At 64.1% G+C, this 22085-nt stretch carries 22 protein-coding genes and 2 tRNA genes; 14 read left to right on the top strand and 10 right to left on the bottom strand.

What is annotated here, in order from left to right:
* The first annotated feature begins 16 nt into the window (after nucleotides 1-16).
* The 3 genes from phoU to phoR all read left to right on the top strand — a co-directional run bounded on the left by phoU (nucleotide 17) and on the right by phoR (nucleotide 2849).
* A complete protein-coding gene (gene phoU / locus NCR38_RS09140; RefSeq protein WP_061120968.1) occupies nucleotides 17-721 on the top strand; it encodes a phosphate signaling complex protein PhoU in 705 nt (234 codons plus the stop codon).
* A 49-nt stretch (nucleotides 722-770) separates the two neighbouring features.
* The gene (phoB, locus tag NCR38_RS09135; RefSeq protein ID WP_061120967.1) at nucleotides 771-1472 is read left to right on the top strand and encodes a phosphate regulon transcriptional regulator PhoB; all 702 of its coding nucleotides are present in this window, start codon (nucleotides 771-773) and stop codon (nucleotides 1470-1472) included.
* 63 nt (nucleotides 1473-1535) lie between these two features.
* Nucleotides 1536-2849, top strand: coding sequence for a phosphate regulon sensor histidine kinase PhoR (phoR, locus tag NCR38_RS09130; protein WP_061120966.1), 1314 nt, complete (start codon nucleotides 1536-1538; stop codon nucleotides 2847-2849).
* 80 nt (nucleotides 2850-2929) lie between these two features.
* Here phoR and ppk1 read toward each other — a convergent pair whose 3' ends face one another.
* Nucleotides 2930-4993: a polyphosphate kinase 1 gene (gene ppk1, locus NCR38_RS09125; RefSeq protein WP_250476863.1), complete on the bottom strand. Its 2064-nt coding sequence runs from the start codon at nucleotides 4991-4993 to the stop codon at nucleotides 2930-2932.
* A 251-nt stretch (nucleotides 4994-5244) separates the two neighbouring features.
* Between ppk1 and ppx the strand changes: the two genes are divergently transcribed.
* Nucleotides 5245-6756, top strand: coding sequence for an exopolyphosphatase (gene ppx, locus NCR38_RS09120; protein ID WP_061120964.1), 1512 nt, complete (start codon nucleotides 5245-5247; stop codon nucleotides 6754-6756).
* Nucleotides 6757-6811: 55 nt separating this feature from the next.
* Here the strand turns inward: ppx and NCR38_RS09115 are convergent, their stop codons facing one another.
* Nucleotides 6812-7636, bottom strand: a complete 825-nt coding sequence (locus tag NCR38_RS09115; protein ID WP_061120963.1) for a GNAT family N-acetyltransferase — start codon at nucleotides 7634-7636, stop codon at nucleotides 6812-6814.
* Nucleotides 7637-7777: 141 nt separating this feature from the next.
* Nucleotides 7778-8236 carry a histidine phosphatase family protein gene (locus NCR38_RS09110; RefSeq protein WP_061120962.1) on the bottom strand — a complete coding sequence of 153 codons (459 nt, stop codon included), beginning with the start codon at nucleotides 8234-8236 and terminating at the stop codon, nucleotides 7778-7780.
* 106 nt (nucleotides 8237-8342) lie between these two features.
* Between NCR38_RS09110 and NCR38_RS09105 the strand changes: the two genes are divergently transcribed.
* The 3 genes from NCR38_RS09105 (at nucleotide 8343) to NCR38_RS09095 (ending at nucleotide 9060) form a co-directional block, all read left to right on the top strand.
* Nucleotides 8343-8419: transfer RNA gene (locus NCR38_RS09105), tRNA-Pro, on the top strand.
* Between the two features lie 70 nt (nucleotides 8420-8489).
* Nucleotides 8490-8663 (top strand): hypothetical protein, encoded by a 174-nt coding sequence (locus NCR38_RS09100; protein WP_250476862.1) that lies wholly within the window; start codon nucleotides 8490-8492, stop codon nucleotides 8661-8663.
* A gap of 253 nt (nucleotides 8664-8916) precedes the next feature.
* Entirely contained in the window at nucleotides 8917-9060 is a 144-nt protein-coding gene (locus tag NCR38_RS09095; protein ID WP_250476861.1) for a hypothetical protein, read from the top strand.
* Nucleotides 9061-9091: 31 nt separating this feature from the next.
* Here the strand turns inward: NCR38_RS09095 and NCR38_RS09090 are convergent, their stop codons facing one another.
* From NCR38_RS09090 to NCR38_RS09080, 3 genes are all read right to left on the bottom strand, one after another.
* Nucleotides 9092-9412 (bottom strand): hypothetical protein, encoded by a 321-nt coding sequence (locus NCR38_RS09090; RefSeq protein ID WP_061120961.1) that lies wholly within the window; start codon nucleotides 9410-9412, stop codon nucleotides 9092-9094.
* Between the two features lie 30 nt (nucleotides 9413-9442).
* Complete coding sequence (locus tag NCR38_RS09085; RefSeq protein ID WP_061120960.1) at nucleotides 9443-10135, bottom strand: peptidoglycan DD-metalloendopeptidase family protein; 693 nt, start codon at nucleotides 10133-10135, stop codon at nucleotides 9443-9445.
* A gap of 135 nt (nucleotides 10136-10270) precedes the next feature.
* On the bottom strand, nucleotides 10271-11200 hold the full coding sequence (locus NCR38_RS09080) for an aldose epimerase (protein ID WP_061120959.1): 930 nt from the start codon (nucleotides 11198-11200) through the stop codon (nucleotides 10271-10273).
* A 565-nt stretch (nucleotides 11201-11765) separates the two neighbouring features.
* Here NCR38_RS09080 and NCR38_RS09075 point away from each other — a divergent pair.
* The 3 genes from NCR38_RS09075 to NCR38_RS09065 all read left to right on the top strand — a co-directional run bounded on the left by NCR38_RS09075 (nucleotide 11766) and on the right by NCR38_RS09065 (nucleotide 13547).
* On the top strand, nucleotides 11766-12596 hold the full coding sequence (locus tag NCR38_RS09075; protein ID WP_250476860.1) for an undecaprenyl-diphosphate phosphatase: 831 nt from the start codon (nucleotides 11766-11768) through the stop codon (nucleotides 12594-12596).
* 93 nt (nucleotides 12597-12689) lie between these two features.
* Nucleotides 12690-12766, top strand: a tRNA-Arg gene (locus NCR38_RS09070).
* A gap of 325 nt (nucleotides 12767-13091) precedes the next feature.
* Complete coding sequence (locus NCR38_RS09065) at nucleotides 13092-13547, top strand: response regulator (RefSeq protein WP_250476859.1); 456 nt, start codon at nucleotides 13092-13094, stop codon at nucleotides 13545-13547.
* Here NCR38_RS09065 and NCR38_RS09060 read toward each other — a convergent pair.
* Nucleotides 13447-14751: a cyanate transporter gene (locus NCR38_RS09060; RefSeq protein WP_250476858.1), complete on the bottom strand. Its 1305-nt coding sequence runs from the start codon at nucleotides 14749-14751 to the stop codon at nucleotides 13447-13449. The two genes, NCR38_RS09065 and NCR38_RS09060, sit on opposite strands and share 101 nt — an antisense overlap.
* Nucleotides 14748-15938: an amidohydrolase family protein gene (locus NCR38_RS09055; RefSeq protein ID WP_250476857.1), complete on the bottom strand. Its 1191-nt coding sequence runs from the start codon at nucleotides 15936-15938 to the stop codon at nucleotides 14748-14750. The genes NCR38_RS09060 and NCR38_RS09055 overlap by 4 nt, the downstream gene beginning before the upstream one ends.
* 151 nt (nucleotides 15939-16089) lie before the next feature.
* Between NCR38_RS09055 and NCR38_RS09050 the strand changes: the two genes are divergently transcribed.
* Nucleotides 16090-16803: a GntR family transcriptional regulator gene (locus NCR38_RS09050; protein WP_250476856.1), complete on the top strand. Its 714-nt coding sequence runs from the start codon at nucleotides 16090-16092 to the stop codon at nucleotides 16801-16803.
* 73 nt (nucleotides 16804-16876) lie between these two features.
* Here the strand turns inward: NCR38_RS09050 and NCR38_RS09045 are convergent, their stop codons facing one another.
* A complete protein-coding gene (locus NCR38_RS09045; protein ID WP_250476855.1) occupies nucleotides 16877-18445 on the bottom strand; it encodes an acid phosphatase in 1569 nt (522 codons plus the stop codon).
* Nucleotides 18446-18663: 218 nt separating this feature from the next.
* Here NCR38_RS09045 and NCR38_RS09040 point away from each other — a divergent pair, with 218 nt between their 5' ends.
* From NCR38_RS09040 to NCR38_RS09030, 3 genes are all read left to right on the top strand, one after another.
* On the top strand, nucleotides 18664-20016 hold the full coding sequence (locus NCR38_RS09040) for a cytochrome-c peroxidase (protein WP_250476854.1): 1353 nt from the start codon (nucleotides 18664-18666) through the stop codon (nucleotides 20014-20016).
* A 144-nt stretch (nucleotides 20017-20160) separates the two neighbouring features.
* The gene (locus tag NCR38_RS09035; RefSeq protein ID WP_061120952.1) at nucleotides 20161-20559 is read left to right on the top strand and encodes an RT0821/Lpp0805 family surface protein; all 399 of its coding nucleotides are present in this window, start codon (nucleotides 20161-20163) and stop codon (nucleotides 20557-20559) included.
* Between the two features lie 19 nt (nucleotides 20560-20578).
* A complete protein-coding gene (locus NCR38_RS09030) occupies nucleotides 20579-21028 on the top strand; it encodes an NUDIX hydrolase (protein ID WP_061120951.1) in 450 nt (149 codons plus the stop codon).
* On the opposite strand, the gene NCR38_RS09025 is transcribed toward NCR38_RS09030, so the two are convergent.
* On the bottom strand, nucleotides 21029-22003 hold the full coding sequence (locus NCR38_RS09025) for a transporter substrate-binding domain-containing protein (RefSeq protein WP_086961504.1): 975 nt from the start codon (nucleotides 22001-22003) through the stop codon (nucleotides 21029-21031).
* Between the last annotated feature and the right edge of the window lie 82 nt (nucleotides 22004-22085).

Here is a 22085-nt window from a genome sequence, read left to right as displayed (position 1 = left end):
GGCATAAGGAGCATACATGTCCGATAAACATCTCTCGAGCCAGTTCGACGCCGACCTCAACGCGGTGTCGTCGAAAGTGCTGGAAATGGGCGGTCTGGTCGAGTCGCAGATCATCAACGCGATGCAGGCGCTGAACGAATTCGATATCGGCATCGCGGATCAGGTGATCGCGGCCGAAGCGCGCCTGAACACGATGGAAGTCGAGATCGACGAGGAGTGCAGCAACATCATCGCGCGCCGTCAGCCGGCTGCGCGCGACCTGCGTCTGCTCATGGCGATCTCGAAGACGATCACGAATCTCGAGCGCGCCGGCGACGAAGCCGAGAAGATCGCCAAGCGCGTGAAGCGCATCAACGAAGACGGCGCGGGCCGCACGGTGAACATCGCCGAGATCAAGCTTTCGGGCGAGATGGCGGTGTCGATCCTGCGCCGCGCGCTCGATGCGTTCGCGCGTCTGGACACGGTGGCCGCCGCGCAGATCGTGCGCGACGACAAGGCCATCGACGACGAATTCCGCGCCTTCGTGCGCAAGCTCGTGACCTACATGATGGAAGATCCGCGCACGATCTCCGCGGGCCTCGACTATCTGTTCATCGCGAAGGCGGTGGAGCGCATCGGCGATCACGCGAAGAACATCGCCGAGTTCATCATCTATATCGTGAAGGGCACGGACGTGCGCCATGTCTCGCGCGACCAGCTCGAGCGCGAGGCGCTCAGCTGATCGGCCGCGCGCAATCGTTTTAACTCAAGCAAAAGGTCAAGAGGTGCCGATGCCCAGCAGTATCCTCGTCGTCGAAGACGAACCCGCGATCTCCGAGCTGATTTCGGTGAATCTTCAACATGCGGGACATTGCCCGATTCGCGCATACAACGCGGAGCAGGCGCAAAACCTGATCAGCGACGTGCTGCCCGATCTCGTGCTGCTCGACTGGATGTTGCCCGGCAAGTCGGGCATATCGTTCGCGCGCGAACTGCGCAACAACGAGCGCACGAAGCACATCCCGATCATCATGCTGACCGCGCGCGGCGACGAGCAGGACAAGGTGCTCGGCCTCGAGATCGGCGCGGATGATTACGTCACGAAGCCGTTCTCGCCGAAGGAACTGATGGCGCGCATCAAGGCGGTTCTGCGCCGCCGCGCGCCGCAGCTGACGGAAGACGTGGTCGCGATCAACGGCCTGCGCCTCGATCCGGCGACGCATCGCGTGGCGGCGAGTCATTCGGGCAACGACATCAAGCTCGATCTCGGCCCGACCGAGTTCCGGCTGCTGCATTTCTTCATGACGCATCCGGAGCGCGTGCACAGCCGCACGCAACTGCTGGATCAGGTGTGGGGCGATCACGTATTCGTCGAAGAGCGCACGGTCGATGTGCACATCAAGCGTCTGCGCGCCGCGCTCAAGCCGGCGGGCTGCGATGCTATGATCGAAACGGTGCGCGGCAGCGGATACCGGCTTGCGAAGAGCGCCTGAGTCCGGGTTCAGCGTCGTCCGCTTCAACGTTCCGCATCAACGTCACTCAGACTCGCCGACAACATGAACATCATCTGGACGCGTGCGATCGTGTCCCTCGCGCTGCTCGCCGCGCTCTGCGTCGCGATCGGCGCATTCGCGGGCGTGCGGGTCGCACTCGCCTTCGCGGTGCTCATGCTCGTCGTGCAAGGTTTCTTCGTCACCTATCACATGCAGCGCCTGTGGCGTCTGCTCGAAGCGCCGGTCTACGGCGAAGTGCCGAGCGCGCTCGGCATCTGGGGCGAAATCTACTACCGCCTGCACAAGCTCGCGAAGCGCTGGCACGCGCAAGTGCGCCAGGTCGAGCAACAGCATGCGCGCTTCATTCAGGCGATCCAGGCGTCACCGAACGGTGTGGCGATGCTCGACGATCACGACCAGATCGAGTGGTGCAACGCGATCGCCGAGAAGCACTTCGGACTCGATGCAAAGCGCGACTTGCGCCAGCACATCACGCATCTCGTGCGTCATCCGGATTTCGTTCGCTACCTGAACGCGCACCACTACGAAGAGATGCTCGTGATGCGCGGCATGGGCGTGAGCCGCAAATACACGGTGTCGGTGCAGGTGTTTCCGTATGGCGATCATCGCAAGCTGATTCTCACGCAGGACATCACCGAGCTGGAGCGCACGGATTCGATGCGACGCGACTTCGTCGCCAACGTCTCGCATGAACTGAAAACGCCGCTCACGGTGCTCTCCGGCTTTCTCGAAACGATGCGCGAGCTGCCGCTCGACGAAGCCGACCGCAGGCGCTATCTCGACATGATGGAGCAGCAGGCGTCGCGCATGCAGAACATCGTGCGGGATCTGCTCGTGCTCGCCAATCTGGAAGGCGACATGCGTCCGCCTGGCGAAGAGCTGCTCGACATGCGTGCCGTGATGCGCCACCTGGAAGACGATGCGAACAATCTGTCGAACGGGCGGCATCGCATCACGTTCCATTGCGACGATGCGCTGACCATCGCGGGCGCGGAGACGGAAGTGATGAGCGCGCTCGGCAACCTCGTGACGAACGCGGTGCGTTATACGCCGGATGGCGGAACGATCGAAGTGACGTGGCAGCGGTTGAAGGAGCGCGCGGTGTTCACCGTGCGAGACAGTGGGCTCGGCATTCCGGCGGAGCATATCCCGCGTTTGACCGAGCGTTTCTATCGCGTGGATCGTAGCCGGTCGCGGGATACGGGCGGCACGGGGCTCGGGCTCGCCATCGTCAAGCATGTGTTGCAACGGCACAATGCCGAGCTCGATGTGAAGAGCGAGGTGGGGAAGGGGAGCATGTTCATCGTGCGGTTTCCTGGGTCGCGGACAGCGTTGAGGAAGTCGCTGGCCGCGTGAGGGGCTTCTGGTTTTTTGCTTTCGCTTTCGTCGGATCCCCATAAGACATCGGGATCCGGCGAAAGCGAAAGCAAATAAAATCAGGAGCAAAACTTCGCAAGCAACCCCAACTGGGCGTTGCGAATAGCCTTGCCAGGCCGACGCTTGCGATAGTGCCCATCGCTTTGCATCACCCACGCCGATTGATTGTCACCGAGACACACCGACAACCCTTCGGCAATTACGCGCCGCTTCAGCCTCCGATCGCGTATCGGAAACGCCACTTCCACGCGTCGGAAGAAGTTGCGATCCATCCAGTCGGCGCTCGAAAGAAACACATCTTCCTTGCCGTTCGCATAGAAATAGAAGATGCGATGGTGTTCGAGAAAGCGCCCGACGATCGACCGGACCGTGATGTTCTCCGACAGATCCTCCACACCCGGCTTGAGCGAACACACACCACGCACGATCAGATCGATCTTTACGCCCGCATGCGACGCCTCGTAAAGCGCGGCAATGACGGTAGGCTCGAGCAACGCATTCATCTTCGCGACGATGCGCGCACGCCGCCCCGCGCGCGCATGCTCGGCCTCGGCGCGAATCGCTTCGATGAGCTTCGCATGCAGCGTGAACGGCGATTGCCATAGCTGATTGAGCGCAATCTCGCCGCCGATGCCCGTCAGTTGCTGAAACACGTGATGCACGTCCTCGCACATCTCCTGATCGGAAGTCATCAGGCCGAAGTCGGTATAGAGACGCGCCGTGCGCGGATGATAGTTGCCCGTGCCCAGATGCGCGTAACGCTTCAGCACGAGCTTGCCGCCCTGCGACACACGCCGCACGATCAGCATCATCTTCGCGTGGCACTTGTGGCCGACCACGCCATACACGACATGCGCGCCCACGGCTTCGAGCTGCGACGCCCAATTGATGTTCGTCTCCTCGTCGAAACGCGCGAGCAGCTCGACGACGACGGTCACTTCCTTGCCATTGCGCGCGGCCTGCATGAGCGCGTCCATCAGCGGCGAATCGGTGCCCGTGCGATAGATGGTCTGCTTGATTGCGACGACCTGCGGGTCCTTCGCCGCCTGAAGCAGCAACTCCAGCACCGGCTGAAAGCTCTCGTACGGATGATGCAGCAGGATATCGCCCTGATCGACCGCATCGAAAAGATTCGACGTGTTCGCGATCGCCTTCGGCACGGAAGGGATATGCGGCACGAACTTGAGGTCCGGCCGGTCGACCATCTCGGGCAACTGCATGAGGCGCACGAGATTGACCGGCCCGTTCACGCGATACAGATCGCGTTCGCTCAACTGACCTTCGTCGAGGAGGCGCCGCACGAGATGCGGGGGCGTTTCCGCCGACACTTCGAGACGCACTGCGTTGCCCAGATGCCGCGCTGGCAATTCGCCCTGCAGCGCGACGCGCAGATTGGTGATTTCGTCCTCGTCGACGAAGAGCTCGCTGTTGCGCGTAATGCGGAACTGATTGCAGCTGCGCACGACGAGATGCGGGAACAGGTCGTTCACGAAGTGCTGCATGAACGAACTCAGCAGCACGAAACCATGCGGATACCCCGACAGCGCTTCGGGCATGCGCACGAGGCGCGGCAACGCGCGCGGCGCCTGGACGATGCCCATCATCGCCTGCCGGCCGAAGGCGTCGGTGCCCTCCAGCTCGACGACGAAGTTCAGGCTCTTGTTCAGCACGCGCGGGAACGGGTGCGCGGGATCGAGCCCGATCGGTGTGAGCACCGGCAGCAATTCGCTGTAAAAGTATTCGCGCGCCCATGCGGTCTGCTGCTCGGTCCAGTCTTCCGCGCCGTGGAAATAGATGCCTTCCATTTCGAGTGCGGGCAGCACGATGTCGTGCAGCATCGAGTATTGCTGGCGCACGAGACGCTGCGCGCGCTCCGAGACGAGGTCGTAGACGTGCTGAAGCGACATGCCGTCCGGCGACAGCGAGCCGGGGTTGTCGCGCATCTGCTCCTGCAGACCCGCCATGCGGACTTCGAAGAATTCGTCGAGGTTACTGCTGGTGATGCAGATGAAGCGCAGGCGTTCCAACAGGGGAACGGTCGTGTCGGCGGCTTGCGCGAGGACGCGCTCGTTGAAACCTAATATGCCCAGTTCGCGGTTGAATAGCGGATAGCGTATGGACATCGGAGGGAGGGAAGGTGTCTCGATCAGATGGGCAAGGGAACTCTCGGATGCTCTCACAGTATCATGTGTTTTTTATGACAGAACGATTGTCACAAATTCTACTCACATTGCGAATAGCGTCGCTAGCGCAAACGCGCGGTTCCGAACGAGCGGCGAGGGCCGTGGGCCGCGTCGGCATAGAATAGAATTCGTGCGCTGCAACAGCGCCGCTGTGACAGTGCCTTTCCCCACTTCACGACTCTGGATATCCGATGGTCACACATCCCCATCTACTTGCCGCCGTCGACCTCGGATCGAACAGCTTCCGGTTGATCGTGGGACGGGTCGAGGAAACGCCCGCGGGCAGCCAGATCTATCAGGTCGACGCGCTGCGCGAACCCGTGCGGCTCGGCGGCGGCCTGTCCAAGGACAAGCTGCTCGATCGCGCGTCGCAGGTGCGCGGCTGGGAGGCCCTGAAGCGTTTCGGCGAACGCCTGCGCGATTTTCATCCCGATCACGTGCGGGCCGTCGCCACTAACACACTGCGGGTCGCGAAGAACGCGCACGATTTTCTCGTCGAGGCGGAAGCCGCGCTCGGTTTTCCGATCGAAGTGATCGCGGGGCGCGAGGAAGCGCGCCTCATCTACGCGGGCGCGGCGCACTCGGTGCCCGCGAGCGCGGGCAAGCGGCTCGTGGTCGATATCGGCGGCGGCTCGACGGAGTTCATCATCGGCTCGCATTACACGCCGATTCACATGGAAAGCCTCTATATCGGCTGCGTGAGCCATAGCCGCCAGTTTTTTCCGGCGGGCAACGTCGACGAATACACGATGCGTCAGGCGGAACTCGCCGCCAAACGCGAAATCCAGATTATTTCGAGCGAATACAAGGGCACCGGCTGGGATCAGGCGATCGGCTCGTCGGGTACGGCGCGCGCGCTCGCGGAATTGATCGAGGCGAACGGTTTCAATGACGAAGGCATCACGCACGGCATCTCGCGCGGCGGCCTGGAGAAACTGAAGCGCGCGCTCATCAAGGCCGAGAACGTGAACCGGCTAAAGCTCGTCGCGCTGAAAGCCGATCGCGTGCCGGTGCTGGCGGGCGGCTTGTCGATCATGCTCGGCGTGTTCGAGGAGCTGGGCATCGAATACGCCGACACGACCGACGCCGCGCTGCGTCTCGGCGTGCTGTACGACCTGCTCGGGCGCTCACAGCATCAGGATATGCGCACGGTGACGGTCGAAGGCTTCAAGCGCCGTTATGGCGTCGATGCCGCGCAGGCCGAGCGCATCGGCGAACTGGCGATCAGCTTCTACGATCAGCTCGACGAACCCGACGAGGACGTGCGCGAGGAAAATCGCATGTTCCTCGCGTGGGCGGCGGCGCTGCACGAGATCGGCTTGTCGATCGCGCATAGCGCCTATCACAAGCATTCGGCGTATATCGCGAGCAACGCCGACATGCCCGGCTTCTCGCGCACCGATCAGGCGCGTCTCGCCACGCTCGTCCTCGGGCATGCGGGCAAGCTCGGCAAGCTCGCGCAGTCGCGCGACATCGAGTGGACGTTGCTCTTCTGCCTGCGCCTCGCGGCGTTGCTGTCGCGCCGCCGCACGGATGTCGGGCTGCCCGGCATCGAGGTGAAGAAAGCGCGCGGCGGTTTCGAAGTACATGTGCCCAACGAGTGGGTGACGAACAATCCGCTCACCGATTACAGCCTCGTTCAGGAAGCGATGGAATGGGAGAAGATCGGCCGGCCGTATCGCGTGGTCTACACGGGCGACTGATGCCGCGATGAGAATGAGAAGGCCCCGTCGAGCGGGGCCTCTTCGTTTCGGGGCTTCAGCGTCCCTGCATGTCGCCGATGAAGTGCCGCGCATAACGCGCGTTGATATCGGAGAGACGGAAGAGGGTGAGGAAGTCGGCGGTGTTGAAGTCGGGATCCCAGGCGGGTGCGCCGCAGATCTTCGCGCCCAGGCGCAGATAACCTTTCACGAGCGGCGGCGGGCTCACGGTCGCGCCCGTGCGCAGTTCCTCGACGGGCAGCGGCGTGTGCGCAAAGGCGCGGTATTCGGGCGCCGTGAGCGCATTGGCCGGCAGCGAGGTATAGAGATTCGCGGCGTAATGCCCGCCGTCGATCATGCCGACGCTCGCGCAGCCGAGCATCGTTTCATAGCCGTTTTGCATCATGTACGCGGCGAGGCCGCCCCACAGCGACATGATCACCGCGCCGTTGCGATAGTCCGGATGCACGCACGAGCGGCCCACTTCGACGAGCTTCGGCCGCAGATGCGTCAGGCGCGACACGTCGAACTCGCTTTCGGCGTACAGACGGCCGATGCGCGCGGCCTGATGCGGCGGCAGCACGCGATACGTGCCCACGACCTGCAGCGTGTCGAGATCGCGCACGAGCAGGTGATCGCAATAGGCGTCGAAGGCATCGACGTCGAGGCCCGCGGGGCCGGACAGATGCGCGCCCATTTCTTCGGAAAACACGCGGTAGCGCAGGCGCTGCGCGTCGCGTAGCGCGTCTTCGTCACGCGCCCACGCCACTTGCAGGCGCTCGCGGCCCGTGACGGTTTCGGACGGACGCGGAAGGTGGCGGCGCGAATCGAGCGAGAGCGATGACGCTCCGAGTTGCAGGAAGGGCGTCGGCAAATCTTGCATTGGCGTTCCTCGACAGGACGTGGCTGTGGCTTCAAGTCCTCGCCAATGTAGTAATGCACGGTGACGCTCGCATGGCATCGCAATGACGTTTCGATGAAACGACACGCGCATGAACGCGAGCTTGCGCCGCCGCTGCCGCGCTCAAAGCAGATCGGGATTGACCACCGCGCGCAGCACGACGTGGCCGTCGCCGCTGCGCGTGCGGCCCTGGAACCACCAGATGCCGGCCTTCTTGATCGACCATTCCGATTCGTGGCCGGTCATGAGGAGGGCGGCGACGCGGCCGAGCGTCGGCTGATGCCCGATCACGACGACCGTCTCCGCGACGCCCTCCGGCCAGCCGGCCGCATCGAGCACGGCCTGCGCGCCGTTGCCCGGCGCGAGCGCGTCGATAACGCGATAGCGGTCGCCGAAGGCCTCGGCCGTCTGGATCGTGCGCGTCGCGGGACTGGCGAGCAAGACGGCGTCATCGTCGATGCGCGCCTTCAACCATTTCGCGATGCCTTGCGCCTGCTTGCGTCCGCGCGACGTGAGTTGCCGCGCGAGATCGCTCGACGCCTGATCTTCCGCTTCGGCGTGACGCCAGAGTATGAGGTTCATGGGGTGTCCCCGGATGATGAGGTTCGCTCTCGGACGAAGCAGAAAGATGCGTGCCCGCGTTTTCCGTTGCGAACGCGCGCCGGGCACGTTACAATCTGCGGCTTCTCGGAGCGTAGCGCAGCCTGGTAGCGCATCTGATTTGGGATCAGAGGGTCGAAGGTTCGAATCCTTTCGCTCCGACCACGATACACGAAGGGGTTACAAGTTACGGCTTGTAACCCCTTTGTCTTTTCGACGCTCGTTCGGGAGTCTCATGCCGCGCATCGTTTCCGCCGTTGTCTGCATCGCACTCGTCGCGTTCGGCCTCGCCGCCTGCGCCGACACTTCTCATCAGAAGCACGAACCGCAAGATCCGCCCGACTACAAGGGCGTGCCGACGGACATGACCCCGCCGTCGATGATCACCGATCCGGTCAAGCCTCAATAAGCGCCATAAAAGGCGAAGCCCCGATGCGGGAACATCGGGGCTTCTGATGACCCGCGCTGACTGTTCGCGCGGACATCCTGCGCGGGCTGGCGCCGGTATCAAAAGCACGCCGTGTCATGACTGTGTGCACGACGCCGCCGGATGCGCCGGTTGCGGCAAATGTTACCTGTCACACGTTTTCAGAAGGTTCCTTCGAGCGGAACAATTGCCGGACGAGTATCATCTGGCGAACGTGTTTCAAAGTGTATCTGTCATGGATCTGCTCTGGGTTTTCGCTGCCGTCGCACCGCTCGCGGTCGGATCGCTCGTTGCGTTCGCGGCGCATATCGATCCGCTGTCGGGACATTGGCGCACGCCGGGCGCGAAGAAGCCGAAGGACGACGCGGCTGACGCCTGACGGCCCGCGCGTCGCAGTGCTCGCCGAGGCATCACTGTTTGCAGCGGATCACCATCGAGCGATTCTTGATGTTCGCCCCGAAAATTCCGCCGACGGAACCACCCGCGGTCGCGCCGGTGTCGGCGTCCTTCGACACCACGTCGTAACCGTACGCCCCGCACATTTCGCCCGCCTGCTTGTAGCAGGCTGCCCAGGTCGTGCTCGCATCGCTGCCGCTGCAGTTGATCGCGAAGCCCGTGTCGCCCGAAGGCAGGTAGGTCATCGTCGCCGTGTGCGCGCATCCGGCGAGTGCGCCGGTCAAGGCAAGCGCCGCGCCGAGCGCGGCCGTGTTCATCCTCATCGTCAATCTCATCAATCTTCCTCGTAACGTCCGCCGGACTTCTTAACGCGGCGGTAGATAGCGCGCCGGGTCCGTCGAGCGGCCCATGTAGCGCACTTCGAAATGCAGCATCGTGCGGTCGCTGTCGGTATCGCCCATTTCGGCAATTTGCTGGCCCTGTTGCACGGTCTGGCCTTCCTTTACCAGCAGCGCCCGATTGTGGGCGTAGGCGGTCAGATAATCATCGTCGTGCTTGACGATCAGCATGTTGCCGTAGCCGCGCAGGCCGTTGCCCGCGTAGACGACACTGCCGGTGGCGGCAGCCACGACGGGCGTGCCCGCCACGTTGGCAATATCGATGCCCTTCGAGTTCTTGCCGTCGAAGCCGCGGATGATGCTGCCCTGCGCCGGCCAGACGAGCGTTACGCCCGGTCCCGCCTTGTTCTGCGACGAAGCCTGCGCGCCGGCATCGCTCTTCGCGCTGCCGCCCGCTCCCGCACTCGATGAGCCCGCCGCAGCCGCGCTGCCCGCCGGCGGCGCGATGCGCAGCACTTGTCCGACCTCGATGGCGTCGGGATTCGTGAGCCCGTTCCAGCGCTTGATGTTCGAGACCGTGGTGCGATTCTCGCGCGCGATCTTCGACACGGTGTCGCCACGCTCCACGCGATAAAAGCCCGGCGCGACCGGCCCCGTTCCACACGCGGCCAACGCTGCGACGAGCGATGCGCAGACGAGCCGTCGAATTCTTTTTTGCAAACCTGACCTCGTAAAGCACCGCCGCGAGAAGTGCGCAGCACAGTCGCGCGGCGAACCAAAAGGCAGGATTTTACCGTCTCGGGTTTCCCCGAACAGAAAGACGCCGCGCGTGGCCTTGCGTCGGCGCCATTCGCCTTACTCGCCGTGCGTGACGGCGAGCCTGAGCGATGCCGTCTCGGTCTTGCCCGGCGCGAGCCAGCGCAGGCCGCGGCCATTGTGAATGGCGTCGGGCAGGCCGATCCACGGCTCGACGCAATAGAAGTCCGAGGTGTCCGATTCGGTCCAGGTCGTCACCGCGTACCACGGCACGGAGTCCGGCTGCTGCAGTTCGAAGGCGATCGTGCGCTTAAGGCCCGGCAGCTTGAGCAACATGGGTTCGTCGGACTGTTGCGTGAGGCAGTGAAACGTATCGACGATGCTCGGGTCAGCGAGCGAATAGCGCGGCAGCCCGGGCTCGGCTTCGCTGATCGAGCCGTCCGCGAGTTGCCGGCGCCGCTCGGTGTGCGGCAGCTCCACGCTGCTCTCGGCGCGCTGCCCGTGCGGCAGATGGAAGTAGAAGTGATGCCCGGCGTAGTAGGGCAGCGCGACTTCGCCCGGATTCGACGTCGTGAGTTCGACTTCGAGCGTATTGCCGTCGACGATGCGGTATGCCGCCTCGAAGCGAAATGCGAACGGATAGCCGTCGCGGGTCGCGTCGCTGTCGACGAGCGTCATGCGCAGGCCGTGCCCGTCCGCATCGCGCGTCCAGGAGAAGGGCAGGTTGCGCGCGAAGCCGTGGGTCGGCAGCGCATGCACGACGCCTTCAGGGTCGCGCCATTTGCCGATCTCGCCGTCGACGAAATGACGCCCGAGAAACGGGAAGAGCAGCGGATTGCCGCCGCGGATCTTGGCCGGATTGGACCAGTCGGGTCCGTTGGGTCCATTGGGTCCGTTGGGTCCCGTGGGCCAGTGCAGGACCGCATCGCCACCGACGCGCCAGGTCATGAGCCGCCCGCCCGCCTGCGGAGCGAGCTGGATGGCGGCGCCGTCGCGCTCGATTTCGATGACGTCAATTTCCGGTGACATGATGGCAGGCGCTCCGTTGAATGGCGAGGCGCCGCGCACGGCGATCCGGCGCGGCTCGACCCGACGATTCTGCCTTGGAATTCCGTCCGGAAAAACCCTTTGCGGGAAATTGCGACTAAGCAAGGCTTATGCAATATGTTGTTATATGCTTCCAGTGTTAGGAATCAGACGGACAAGGAGCAACCATGGATCTGGCGATGGCAATGGGCGTCGCGATGTTCGGCCTCTTCGGCGCGAGCACGGCAGTCTTCCTCTACAAGCTGACGGCCTGACGGGTAACGCGGTCCGCAACGCCGCGCAGTGCTACCTGCGCGCGCTTTCTTTCGTATAGCCTGTAGTCCGCTTGCGATCATTCTTCGTTTTCCCGACGATTTGCTGTCGGTGCAATTTGTGTGCGGTTTGCGCTTGGCGCTCGATTTCCCCCCCGGCATAATCGGTCCCATTTGCGCGCCGTATCGGCTTTTCCTTCCTGTTCCAATATCCCCCTGCCTCGTTCGGCTTCGCGTGATGCGAGGGATGGAACTGCACGGCGCGTCCTTCTTCCTCCTCAAAAAAGGACCGACGCGTGACTCTGTGGTTTCTCGTATTCTTGAGCGTGCTCCAGGGCGTGACCGAACTCTTTCCGGTCAGCAGTCTCGGGCACACCTTGCTCGTTCCCGGGCTGATCGGCATGCATATCGACAAGCATGCGCCGCAATTGCTGCCGTTTCTGGTCGCGTTGCACCTCGGCACGGCCATCGCGCTGCTATGGTATTTCCGCACGCGCTGGATCGCGCTGATCCGCGGCTTCTTCGCGTCGCTCGGCGGCCGCAAGAACGACGACGGCCACATGATGTGGGCGCTCATCATCGGCACGATTCCGACGTGTATCGTCGGGCTGGTGCTCGAAAAGCGGCTTGAGGCAATTTTTCACGATTTGCGGATCGTCGCGGCGGCGTTGATCGTCAATGGCGTGCTCTTGTGGCTGGGCGACCGTTTGCAGAGAAGCCGCGCGACACGAGCACCCGAGAAGCTCACGTTCAAGCAAGCGTTTCTGGTGGGCCTTGCGCAGATCGGCGCGCTGATTCCGGGTTTTTCGCGCAGCGGTCTGACGATGATCGCGGGCGTGGGCGCGGGCCTCACGGCGCAGGCTGCAGCGGAATTCTCGTTTCTGCTCGGCACGCCGATCATCTTCGCGGCGGGCGTGCTCGAATTGCCGAAGCTCTTTCACGCGCCGGGGCAACTGGCCGATTCGCTGCTGGGCGGCGTGCTGACCGGCATCGCGGCGTATCTCAGCGTGCGTTTTCTGATGCGCTACTTCGAAGGGCACGGCAAGCTCGCGTCGTTCGGTGTGTATTGCGTGATCGCGGGCGTTTTCTTCCTCGGCTGGTTCACGATGCATCCGCAGCCGGTGTGACGAACTCGGGACTAGCGAAGCGGCGAATGAGGTAAAATCGCGATCTCTTCTGATCAGCGGCTGCTTTTTTCTGCATTGCCGCGCTCCGGTTCTCCGCCCTTAGCTCAGCTGGATAGAGCAACGGCCTTCTAAGCCGTAGGTCACACGTTCGAGTCGTGTAGGGCGGGCCACATGCCTGCGTCGAGCCCAGTCGTTGCGACTGGGCTTTTTGTTTTCATGAAGCCCGCACGCGCGCACACCCGCGCAAATCGCCCGGAACGTCAGCATCACTAATCGAATCGGCGCCCGCCCTGCACCTGGCCCGCTTCCTGCCCATCCTCCACCCGTGCGCGTGCCCGATCTTCGCAAATCCCGCGCCCCGCAACGCATCGGAGAAACTAACCATCTCGTACAAGCGAGCGTTCCGCCCATCCGCGGTGCGCCGATGCGTCATCGTGGCGCGCGGTGCGCCATAACGGTGACGGCGACAAGCCGAACCGACGCAAGAGGAATGACTTGAACAAACGAGCATACGAAACCAGCCTGGCGCAATGCTCGCTATGGAACCGCAAGCAGGCGCGCCTGCAACCGGAGTCGCGGCGCGTGCTGCTCGCGCTGCCGGAGCGCATGCTCGGCGCATCGCTCGCGTCCTTGTTCGAACTGAAGGGCTTTCCGGCGCAACTCGCGGTGGACGCGTCATCGCTCAAACATATCGCGCGGGAATGGCGTCCGCATGTGCTTTTTCTGGATACGCGCGTCGGTGGCTGCGGCAATTACGCGCTGGTCCGCGCGCTTCGCCAGCTCGATGACGACGCGAATCGTCTTGTCATCGCCATGAGCGGCTTTCTGCCCGAAGAGCCGATCGCGCGTCTCAAGGAAGCGGGCTACGACGGACACTGCCGCCGTCCGTGCCCGGTGTGGCAGATGACCGATCTGCTCGACGAGTACTTCGCATGTCACGCGGTGCGTTGAGGGCGCCGTCCTGTTGCCGCATCGCGTGCGCATAGCTGCGCGGCCCGAAGACGACATTCAGCGCGATCATCGCGAGAAGGCTCGCCGCCAGCATCATCCACGACATCGAAAAACCGCCGCTCACATCGCGAACGACGCCCGCGACGACCGGCGCGATCGCCGCAATGACGAAGCCCACGCCCTGCACGAACGCGACGAGCCGCGCGGCGAGTGCGGGATCGTCGGCGTGATCGAGGGTCAGCACGAGCGAGAGCGCGAACACGCCGCCGAGCCCGCCGCCGAGCAATGCAACGACCGCGAGCGGCGCCGCAAGCGGCGCGACGAGCAGCAGACCGAAGCCCGCCAGTTGCGCGGCGAGACCGAGCGCGAGCCACGGACGACGGTCGCGGCCGCGCCCGAAGCGGGCGGCCGCCATCGGCAGAAGCAACGCCGACGACGCCTGGAAGACCGTCAGCATCGCCAGTAGCGCGCCGCTCTCGGTCACGCCGCGGCCGAGTTGCTGGTAGTACGCGGGCATCCATGCGACGAGGCTCGTATAGCCGCCATTGACGAGCCCGAAGAAGATTCCGAGCGTCCACGCCCGCCGATTGACAAAGAGCGATGGCGCGGGCTTCGCGTGACGCGCCGACGATGCGCGAGGCAAAGCGTCCGCGCGCATCAGGAGCATCCATGCCGCAAGCGCAATGAGCGCGGGCAACGCCCAGAACGCAAGCCCCGCCTGCCACGACATGCGCGACGCGACCGCGGGCGTTATGCTCGCGCCGAGTCCGCCGCCCGCCATGATCGATGCGGAATAGAGGCCCATTGCGAAGGGCAGGCGCGCGGCGAAGCGCGTCTTCATGACGCCGGGCAAGAGCGCCTGAATGACCGCGACGCCCGTGCCCGCGATCGCCGCGCTCGCGATGAGCGCGGCCGCGTCGCCGGCGAAGCGTCGTCCCGCGCAGGCAGCGACGATCGCGATGAGCCCGATCGCCACGCCGCGTGCCTGGCCGACTGAACGTGACAGCGCGCTAGCGCCGAACGCGCATGCGCCCATCGCGACGACGGGCAGGCCGGTCAGCATCGACGCGCCGCGGAACGACAATCCCGTCGCGTGCAGGATCACGCCCATCAGCGGGCTGATCGAGGTGAGCAGCGGCCGCAGGTTGAGGCCGATCGCGACGATCACCGCGAGCCACGCAAGGTTCGATGCGCGCAGGTTCATCGCGTGAATTCCGGCGAGATCGGCACCCCGTTCGCCATCACGAAACGCCGCGGCGGACGCATCGCGACGGCTTGCGCGACCGTTTCCGCATCGACGAGCACGAGGTCCGCGCGCATGCCCGGCGCGAGACCGTAGTGCGCGAAGCCGCACGCGCGGGCCGCTTCGATCGAGACGCAATCGAACGCGGTGGCGAGATCGTCGTCGCGGCGCAGGTCGTAGCGCATCGCGATCAGCATCGCGCGCTCGAGCATGTCGGGCGAGCCGAAGGGCGTCCACGCATCGCGAATGCCGTCGTTCCCGCCGAAGAGCGTCACGCCCGCCGCGCGCGCTTCGCGCAACGGCGGAACGCACACGGATGCGGGCGCGGTCGTCAAAAGCGCGACGTTCGCGCGCGCGATGCGTTCGAGCAACGCGCCGCGCCGCGCGTCGGTCAGCGAGCCGAGGCAGAACGCATGGCTCACGACGACGCGCCCCTGATAACCATGCGCTTCCACGCGATCGAGCAGCAAGTCGAAGGTGAACGCGCCGAGATCGCCGGGCTCGTGCAGATGCATGTCGATGGGCTTGCCGTGCTTCGTCGCGATCGCGAATGTCGCGTCCAGCGAGGCGGCCGGATCGCCGTCGATCGAAGAAGGGTCGAGCGCGCCGAGCACATCCGCGCCATGCGCGAGCGCGGCGTCGAGCAGCTCGCGCGTGCCGGGGCGCTTCAGCATGCCCGATTGCGGAAACGCGACGATCTGCATGTCGAGCACATCGGCGAGCGCGGCGCGCGTTGCGCAAACGCCGTCGAGATGACGCAGGCCCGCATCCGTGTCGATATCGACATGCGTGCGCAAGCGCGTCGTGCCTGCGCGCAGGAAAGCGAGCGCCAGCGCGCGCGATGCCTTGGCGGCGTCGTGGCCGCTTTCGCCGCGCCAGCGCCGCTCGTTCTCGATGCGGTCGGCGAGGCGCGGCCCGACCGCGTTGCGATACCACGGCATGCCCCACGTGGTCTTGTCCAGATGCGTATGTCCTTCGACGAAACCGGGCAGCAGCAGCGCGAGCGCGCCGTCGATGACGATATCGCCCGGCGCGGGCTTGCGCTCGCCGTGCGGCGCGATCGCGCCGATCGTCGTGCCGTCGACACGCACATCCACCGGCGCACCGCCGAACGGTCGTGCGTTGACGATCCAGGTCGATGGTTTCATACGATGGAATCCTCCCGTGCGTCGCTCGATTTGGTTGACCATTCTAGCAGCGTTTGGTCAACCAAAAATACGCCAAATCTGATAGGCCGGATTCGCGTCCGGACGCGGGCGCTCGCTACAATGCGACTCAACGCAAGCACGACCGGGCATCATGGCATCACGCAAGCACACATCATCGAATGAAACCGCGAGCGCAACGTCGGCCGACGAACGCGTGTACGCGGCGATCACATCCGCGCTCCTGCACGGCAAGCTCGCGCCGGGCGCGCAGCTCGTCGAGCGCGAGCTCGCCGCCGCGTTCGACTGCACGCGCGGCACGATACGCAAGGTGCTGGCAAGGCTCGGCGCCGAGGGCAAGCTCACGCTGGAAGTGAATCGCGGCGCGTTCGTGCCTTCACCCACGCCCGCCGACATCAGCGAGGTCTATCGCGCGCGGCAGGTGGTGGAGGCGGGCATCGTCGCGGCGCTGTGCGGCACGCTGACTGCGCAGGCGAAGCGCGCGTTGCGCGCGCACGTGAAAGCCGAGCAGCGCGCGGTGAAGGCGGGAAGCGTGGAGGAGTGCGTGCGCCTCGCGGGTCACTTTCATCTGCTGCTCGCGGAACTGGCGGGTGCGCCGGAAGTGCACGCGTTTCTCGCCAAGCTGGTTGCGAAGACCGAACTCTATAAGGCGCTCTTCGATCCGTCGAAATTGTCGAACTGCGCGTCGGACGAACACGGAAGACTCGTCGATGCCCTCGAGGACGGCGATCTCGCTGCCGCGCTCACGGCGATGCGAACGCATATCGACGAACTGGAAGCGCGCGTGCTCGCGCAGGCGAGCGGCGCGCGCACGAACGATCTGGCGACGCTATTTGCGGGCGCGTGAGCATCGGCACAAAAAATACGGGCCGCGGCTTGAGGGCCGCGGCCCGTCTCGTTTCAGCGCCGACGAGCAGTGCTTACTGCGAGAAGTCGAGCGCGGCGGTCAGATCGCCCATCGCCTTGCCGCCGTTCGCGACGAGCGCGTCGTCACGCGATTTCAGGCCCGGCAGTTCCGGCAAGCCGAAGCGTTTGGTGATGAAGCGCAGGATCGACGTCGTGTCGTATTGCGTGTGATCGACGAAGCCCTTCTTCGCATACGGCGAGATGATGAGCGCCGGAATACGCGTTCCCGGGCCCCAGCGGTCGCCCTTCGGCGGCGCGACGTGATCCCAGAAGCCGCCGTTCTCGTCATACGTCACGACGACGACCATGTTCTTCCACTGGGGGCTCTTCTGCAGATGGGAAACGAGATCTGCGATGTGCTGGTCGCCCTGCGCGACATCGGTGTAACCCGCGTGCTCGTTCAGGTTGCCCTGCGGCTTATAGAACGCGACTTGCGGCAGCGTGCCCGCATCGATCGCCTTGATGAACTCCGAACCGTTCGTGCCGCCATCGAGCAAGTGCTGCGCGCGATTGGCGGTGCCCGGTGCGAGGTCGGCGAAGTAGTTGAACGGCTGATGGTGCGTCTGGAAGTCGGGCACCACGTTGACCGCGCCGTTGATGACCGAACGATCGGCGAGCGCCGCCGCCCACGAGCCGCCGTACCATGCCCAGCTCACGCCGGCCGTGTTCAGCAGATCGCCGATGTGCTGTTGCGTTTGCGGCGGCAGCGTCGTCGGCTGGCTCGGGTCCGCGAGGTTCGGATCGCCGCCGGTGACCGGCTTGTTACCGCTCGGCTGATACGGCGGCTGCATCGTGTTGACGGCATAGAAATCGGGCGTGAGCGTGCCCGAGTTGACGAACTGCGCGTCGGCCGAGCCGGTCAGCGCGGAAGGCGGTGGATTCGTCTTCGTCCTGAGCGACACGCCGTCCGCATTCACTGCCGAAATCGATCCCTTCGCGACGCTTGTGTCCGCGTTCGGATAGATCGGCGTGCACGCGCAGACGAGCCACTGGTGGTTCAGGAACGAACCGCCGAACGCGCTCATGAAGAAATTGTCCGCGAGCGTGTATTGCTGCGCGATCTTGTAGAGCGGCAGCTTGTCCGGCGGCGTGTCGTAGTGGCCCATCACGAGACCGCCCGAGTCGCCCCATGCGGCGAACTTGTCGTTCTTGCCGCCGTCGATCTGCATCTGGTTCTCGTAAAAACGGTGATACAGATCGCGCGTCGTGACGTTGAGCTGCGTGTTGAAACCGTTGGGATCGTCGATCGCGAACGGCGCGTTCGGCAGGTTCGCCGTCATCGCTTCGGAGATCGCGGGTGTCACGCCCTTCGCCGTCAGGCCGGTCCAGATCGACGGCAGCGTCGCGAGCACGCTGCCGTCGCGGTCGAGCTGCCGGGAGTTGGCCGCCGTCACGTTCTGCAGGCCGTTCGCGCCGGGGAAGTGCCCATAGAGGTTATCGAAGCTGCGGTTTTCCGCGTAGATCACGACGACGTTCTTCACCGAAGAAATATCTTTGTCTTGATGATCGTCGCCGCCGCATGCGTAGAGGCCGAGTGCGAGAGCGGCCGCGAGCGGCACCACGCAAACGAGTTTGTTGTTCATTGAGATTCTCTCTTGGTTTGGAGACCGGCGCGTGACGCGGGCGTCGTCGTCAAAAGCCTTTGCCCGCCGGCGTGGGCAGTGTCGCAACGCAAATTGACGCAGCGATGTAACAAGGCTTTCGTTTGCGTAATGTTCGCTTAATAAAGTTCGTCCTTGTCACATGAAAGACATGCGCACGACATACGCTTCGGCATCTTTCGATTCCGATCCGCACGTCCATGTCTTCGATGCGTTTGCCGTTTGTCCTTCTTGCGCTCGCGCTCGGCGCGTCATCGGCGGTAATGAGCGGCTGCGATTCCCATGCGGCGGACAACGGCGCGAGCGGGCAGACGCAGGCCGCGACGCGCATCGCGGCCGAGGCGGCGCCGCATGGTCAGTCGCGCGCGGAGGTGTTCGCGCATGTGAAGCAGATCACCTCGCTCGGCGCGAAGCTGTTCTCCGATCCGTCGCTGTCCGGCTCCGGCAAGCTCGCGTGCGCATCGTGCCATAGCCCGAGCCATGCGTTCGGGCCGCCGAACGCGTTATCCGTGCAGCTCGGCGGCAACGACATGCATCAGCCGGGATTCCGCGCGGTGCCTTCGCTCAAGTATCTGCAGGCGGTGCCCGCCTTCACGCGCCATTTTCACGATTCCGACGATGAAGGCGACGAGAGCGTCGATGCCGGCCCGACCGGCGGGCTCACGTGGGACGGCCGCGTCGATCATGGCTCGGACCAGGCGCGCATGCCGCTCTTGTCGTCGTTCGAGATGGGCAGCACGCCGGCGAAGGTCGCGGCCGCGGTGAAGGCATCGTCCTATGCGGACGACTTCCGCGAGGCGTTCGGCGCCGATGTATTCGACAGCGACGACAAGGTGTTCGCCTCCGTGCTGCAATCGCTCGAAGCGTTCGAGCAGACGCCTGAAAAGTTTTATCCGTACACGAGCAAGTACGACGCGTTTCTCGCGGGCCGCGCGAAGCTCAACGAGGCCGAGATGCACGGCCTGCGGCTCTTCAACGACGAGAACAAGGGCAACTGCGCGTCGTGCCACATCAGCCAGCGCGCAAAGGACGGCTCGCCGCCGCAGTTCAGCGACTTCGGCCTGATCGCGATCGGCGTGCCGCGCAATCGTGCGCTGCCGGTCAACAGAAACCCGAACTTCCACGATCTCGGGGCATGCGGTCCCGAGCGCCGCGACCTGACGGGCCAGGACGAGTATTGCGGCATCTTCCGCACGCCGTCGTTGCGCAATGTCGCGACGCGCAAGACGTTCTTCCACAACGGCATCTATCACAACCTGGAAGACGTGGTGCGCTTCTACGTCGAGCGCGACACGAACCCGGAGAAGTTCTATCCGGTGTCGAAGAAAGGCGTCGTCCAGAAGTTCGACGATCTGCCGAAGCGTTATTGGCAGAACGTCAATACCGAGCCGCCGTTCGATCGAACGAAGGGTGACAGGCCCGCGCTCGACGAAGCCGAGATCAGGGACGTCGTCGCGTTCCTCGATACGCTCACCGACGGCTACGATCCGGCGAAGGACAGGAACGCGCAGAAGGGCATCGGCATCGACGAAATGAACTCCACTTCCAATTGACGCAAGCCCGCGTGGCCCGGGCCGCCGAACGCCGCGCGTCATGCTATCCTCCTTGCGACCCGCCCCTACGGGCCGAGTTGATGAATCGCCGTTGCCGCTCTTTGCATCTGCAGGCGGCATACTCATCCGCAAGAGGAACATTCAATGCCGATCACACATCGAGCGCTCGCTCGCGCTTCTTTCCCGACTTTCGCGGCAGCCGCGCTGCTTGCTTTGAGCACGGGCGCAACCGCCGCGAATCTCGGATTCCTGAACAACACGCCGATCACCTACATGAAGCAGCGCGACCTGCAGGCGCTCAACAACGCCGCGCAGACCGCGCTCAATACCAAGCAGGACGGCGAATCGCTCGACTGGGACAACAAGGGCACGGGCAACACGGTCCCGATCAACGGCACGGTCACGCCGCACGAAACGTTCGAGTCCGATGGCCTCAAGTGCCGCAAGGTCACGCTCATCGCGCAAGCCAAGGGGCAGACGCAGACCTGGACGCCGGTGGCCTGCAAGGCGAGCGACGGCAAGTGGAAACTCAAGAAGCAGTGATGAACGGGCAGAGCCGTCGATGACCGCCCGTACCGTATCGTGCGGCGTGGTCATGCTGAACGCGCAGGGCGACGTGCTGCTCTGCCACGCGACCGAAACCACGCACTGGGACGTGCCCAAGGGCGCCGCCGATCCCGGCGAAAGCCCGCGCGAGGCGGCGTTGCGCGAGCTCGTCGAGGAGACGGGCATCGTGCTGCCCGCCGCGCGGCTGAAGGATCTCGGACGCTTCGTCTATCGTCGTGACAAGGACCTGCATCTCTTTGCGGTGCGCGTGAGCGAAGACGAAGTGCAACTCGAGAACTGCGTGTGCGAATCGTATTTTCCGCGCTATAGCGACGGCACGATGATTCCCGAGATGGACGCCTACCGCTGGGTCAGCCCGGCGGACGTCGATAAATTCGCGAGCCGCAGCCTCGCGCGTCTGTTCGAGACGACGCTATCGCTCGCGCAACTGCACGAGACGCTGTAGTCAGTCGACTGTGCGGTCATTGGGATTGGCGAAGAGCGCCTTCATTTCGGGCGACATCGGAAATTGCAGGTTCATGCCATCGGGCGGAATCGGGCGCATGAACCAGGTCTCGTAGAGCTTCGCGGCTTCGCCGGAGCGCTGCATGTTGGCGATCACGTCATCGACGATACGCTTGAACACGGGGTCGCCCTTTCTCATCATGCAGCCATACGCCTCGTTCGCGAGCGATGCGCCCGTCACTGTGTACTCGTTGCGCGCCGCGCCTTCCTGGGCGATCTTGCCGTAGAGAAGCGGATCGTCCATCACGAACGCCACCGCGCGATCCGACTTCAACGCGGCGAACGCTTCCGCATGATCGCGCGCGCTGATGATGCGCAGATTCAGCTTCTTGTCGATGCTCATCTGCCGCAACATGCGCTCATCCGATGTACCCGCCGTGGTCGCCACTGTCTTGTTCGCGAGATCCGCGTAGTCGCGAATGCCCGACTTCTTCTTCACGGCCATGCGGATGCCGTACTGGAAAAAGCTGTTCGAAAAAGCGACGAGCGGGTCGCGGTCGGCCACATGCGCGGTCGAGCCGCATTCCAGATCGACCTGATTGTTCACGACATAAGAGATGCGGTTCGCCGACGTGACCTGCACGTTCTTCACCGCGAGATTGGGCATGTTGAGGCGCTTCTTGATCTCGTCGACGACTTTGAGTGCGATGTCGTACGAGTAGCCGACCGGCTGTTGCTTCACCGTGTAGGAGAACGGCACGGACGACTCGCGGGTGCCGAGCACGATCGCGCCGTTTTCCACGATCTTGCGCAGCGTCGCGGAAGGCGGCATCTGATCGACCGTGGCCTGCGCCGTGGCGAGTTCGGCGGCGATGGCGCCGTGCGCGCCGGCGGATGCGAGCAGGAGCAAGGAGGCGAGGGCGGCGCTTCGTTGCGCCCATGTGCGGCGCTGCGCGAAGTAGTGCGGCTGCTTCATGATGTCCTCGTGAGAAGCGGCGTGCGATGAGTCCGGCAAGATTCATCGAGGGCGCCGCGTGGCTGCGCGGCGCCTTGGTCCT

The sequence above is a fragment of the Caballeronia sp. INML1 genome, from assembly GCF_023631085.1.
GTDB classification, from domain to species: Bacteria; Pseudomonadota; Gammaproteobacteria; order Burkholderiales; family Burkholderiaceae; genus Caballeronia; species Caballeronia turbans.
This window is presented reverse-complemented; position numbering and strand designations above follow the sequence as displayed.

Coding starts and splice junctions, on each gene's coding strand:
- phoU (WP_061120968.1), top strand. CDS start 17: ATGTCCGATAAACATCTCTCGAGCCAGTTCGACGCCGACCTCAACGCG.
- phoB (WP_061120967.1), top strand. CDS start 771: ATGCCCAGCAGTATCCTCGTCGTCGAAGACGAACCCGCGATCTCCGAG.
- phoR (WP_061120966.1), top strand. CDS start 1,536: ATGAACATCATCTGGACGCGTGCGATCGTGTCCCTCGCGCTGCTCGCC.
- ppk1 (WP_250476863.1), bottom strand. CDS start 4,993: ATGTCCATACGCTATCCGCTATTCAACCGCGAACTGGGCATATTAGGT.
- ppx (WP_061120964.1), top strand. CDS start 5,245: ATGGTCACACATCCCCATCTACTTGCCGCCGTCGACCTCGGATCGAAC.
- NCR38_RS09115 (WP_061120963.1), bottom strand. CDS start 7,636: ATGCAAGATTTGCCGACGCCCTTCCTGCAACTCGGAGCGTCATCGCTC.
- NCR38_RS09110 (WP_061120962.1), bottom strand. CDS start 8,236: ATGAACCTCATACTCTGGCGTCACGCCGAAGCGGAAGATCAGGCGTCG.
- NCR38_RS09100 (WP_250476862.1), top strand. CDS start 8,490: ATGCCGCGCATCGTTTCCGCCGTTGTCTGCATCGCACTCGTCGCGTTC.
- NCR38_RS09095 (WP_250476861.1), top strand. CDS start 8,917: ATGGATCTGCTCTGGGTTTTCGCTGCCGTCGCACCGCTCGCGGTCGGA.
- NCR38_RS09090 (WP_061120961.1), bottom strand. CDS start 9,412: ATGAGATTGACGATGAGGATGAACACGGCCGCGCTCGGCGCGGCGCTT.
- NCR38_RS09080 (WP_061120959.1), bottom strand. CDS start 11,200: ATGTCACCGGAAATTGACGTCATCGAAATCGAGCGCGACGGCGCCGCC.
- NCR38_RS09060 (WP_250476858.1), bottom strand. CDS start 14,751: ATGAACCTGCGCGCATCGAACCTTGCGTGGCTCGCGGTGATCGTCGCG.
- NCR38_RS09055 (WP_250476857.1), bottom strand. CDS start 15,938: ATGAAACCATCGACCTGGATCGTCAACGCACGACCGTTCGGCGGTGCG.
- NCR38_RS09050 (WP_250476856.1), top strand. CDS start 16,090: ATGGCATCACGCAAGCACACATCATCGAATGAAACCGCGAGCGCAACG.
- NCR38_RS09045 (WP_250476855.1), bottom strand. CDS start 18,445: ATGAACAACAAACTCGTTTGCGTGGTGCCGCTCGCGGCCGCTCTCGCA.
- NCR38_RS09040 (WP_250476854.1), top strand. CDS start 18,664: ATGTCTTCGATGCGTTTGCCGTTTGTCCTTCTTGCGCTCGCGCTCGGC.
- NCR38_RS09035 (WP_061120952.1), top strand. CDS start 20,161: ATGCCGATCACACATCGAGCGCTCGCTCGCGCTTCTTTCCCGACTTTC.
- NCR38_RS09030 (WP_061120951.1), top strand. CDS start 20,579: ATGACCGCCCGTACCGTATCGTGCGGCGTGGTCATGCTGAACGCGCAG.
- NCR38_RS09025 (WP_086961504.1), bottom strand. CDS start 22,003: ATGAAGCAGCCGCACTACTTCGCGCAGCGCCGCACATGGGCGCAACGA.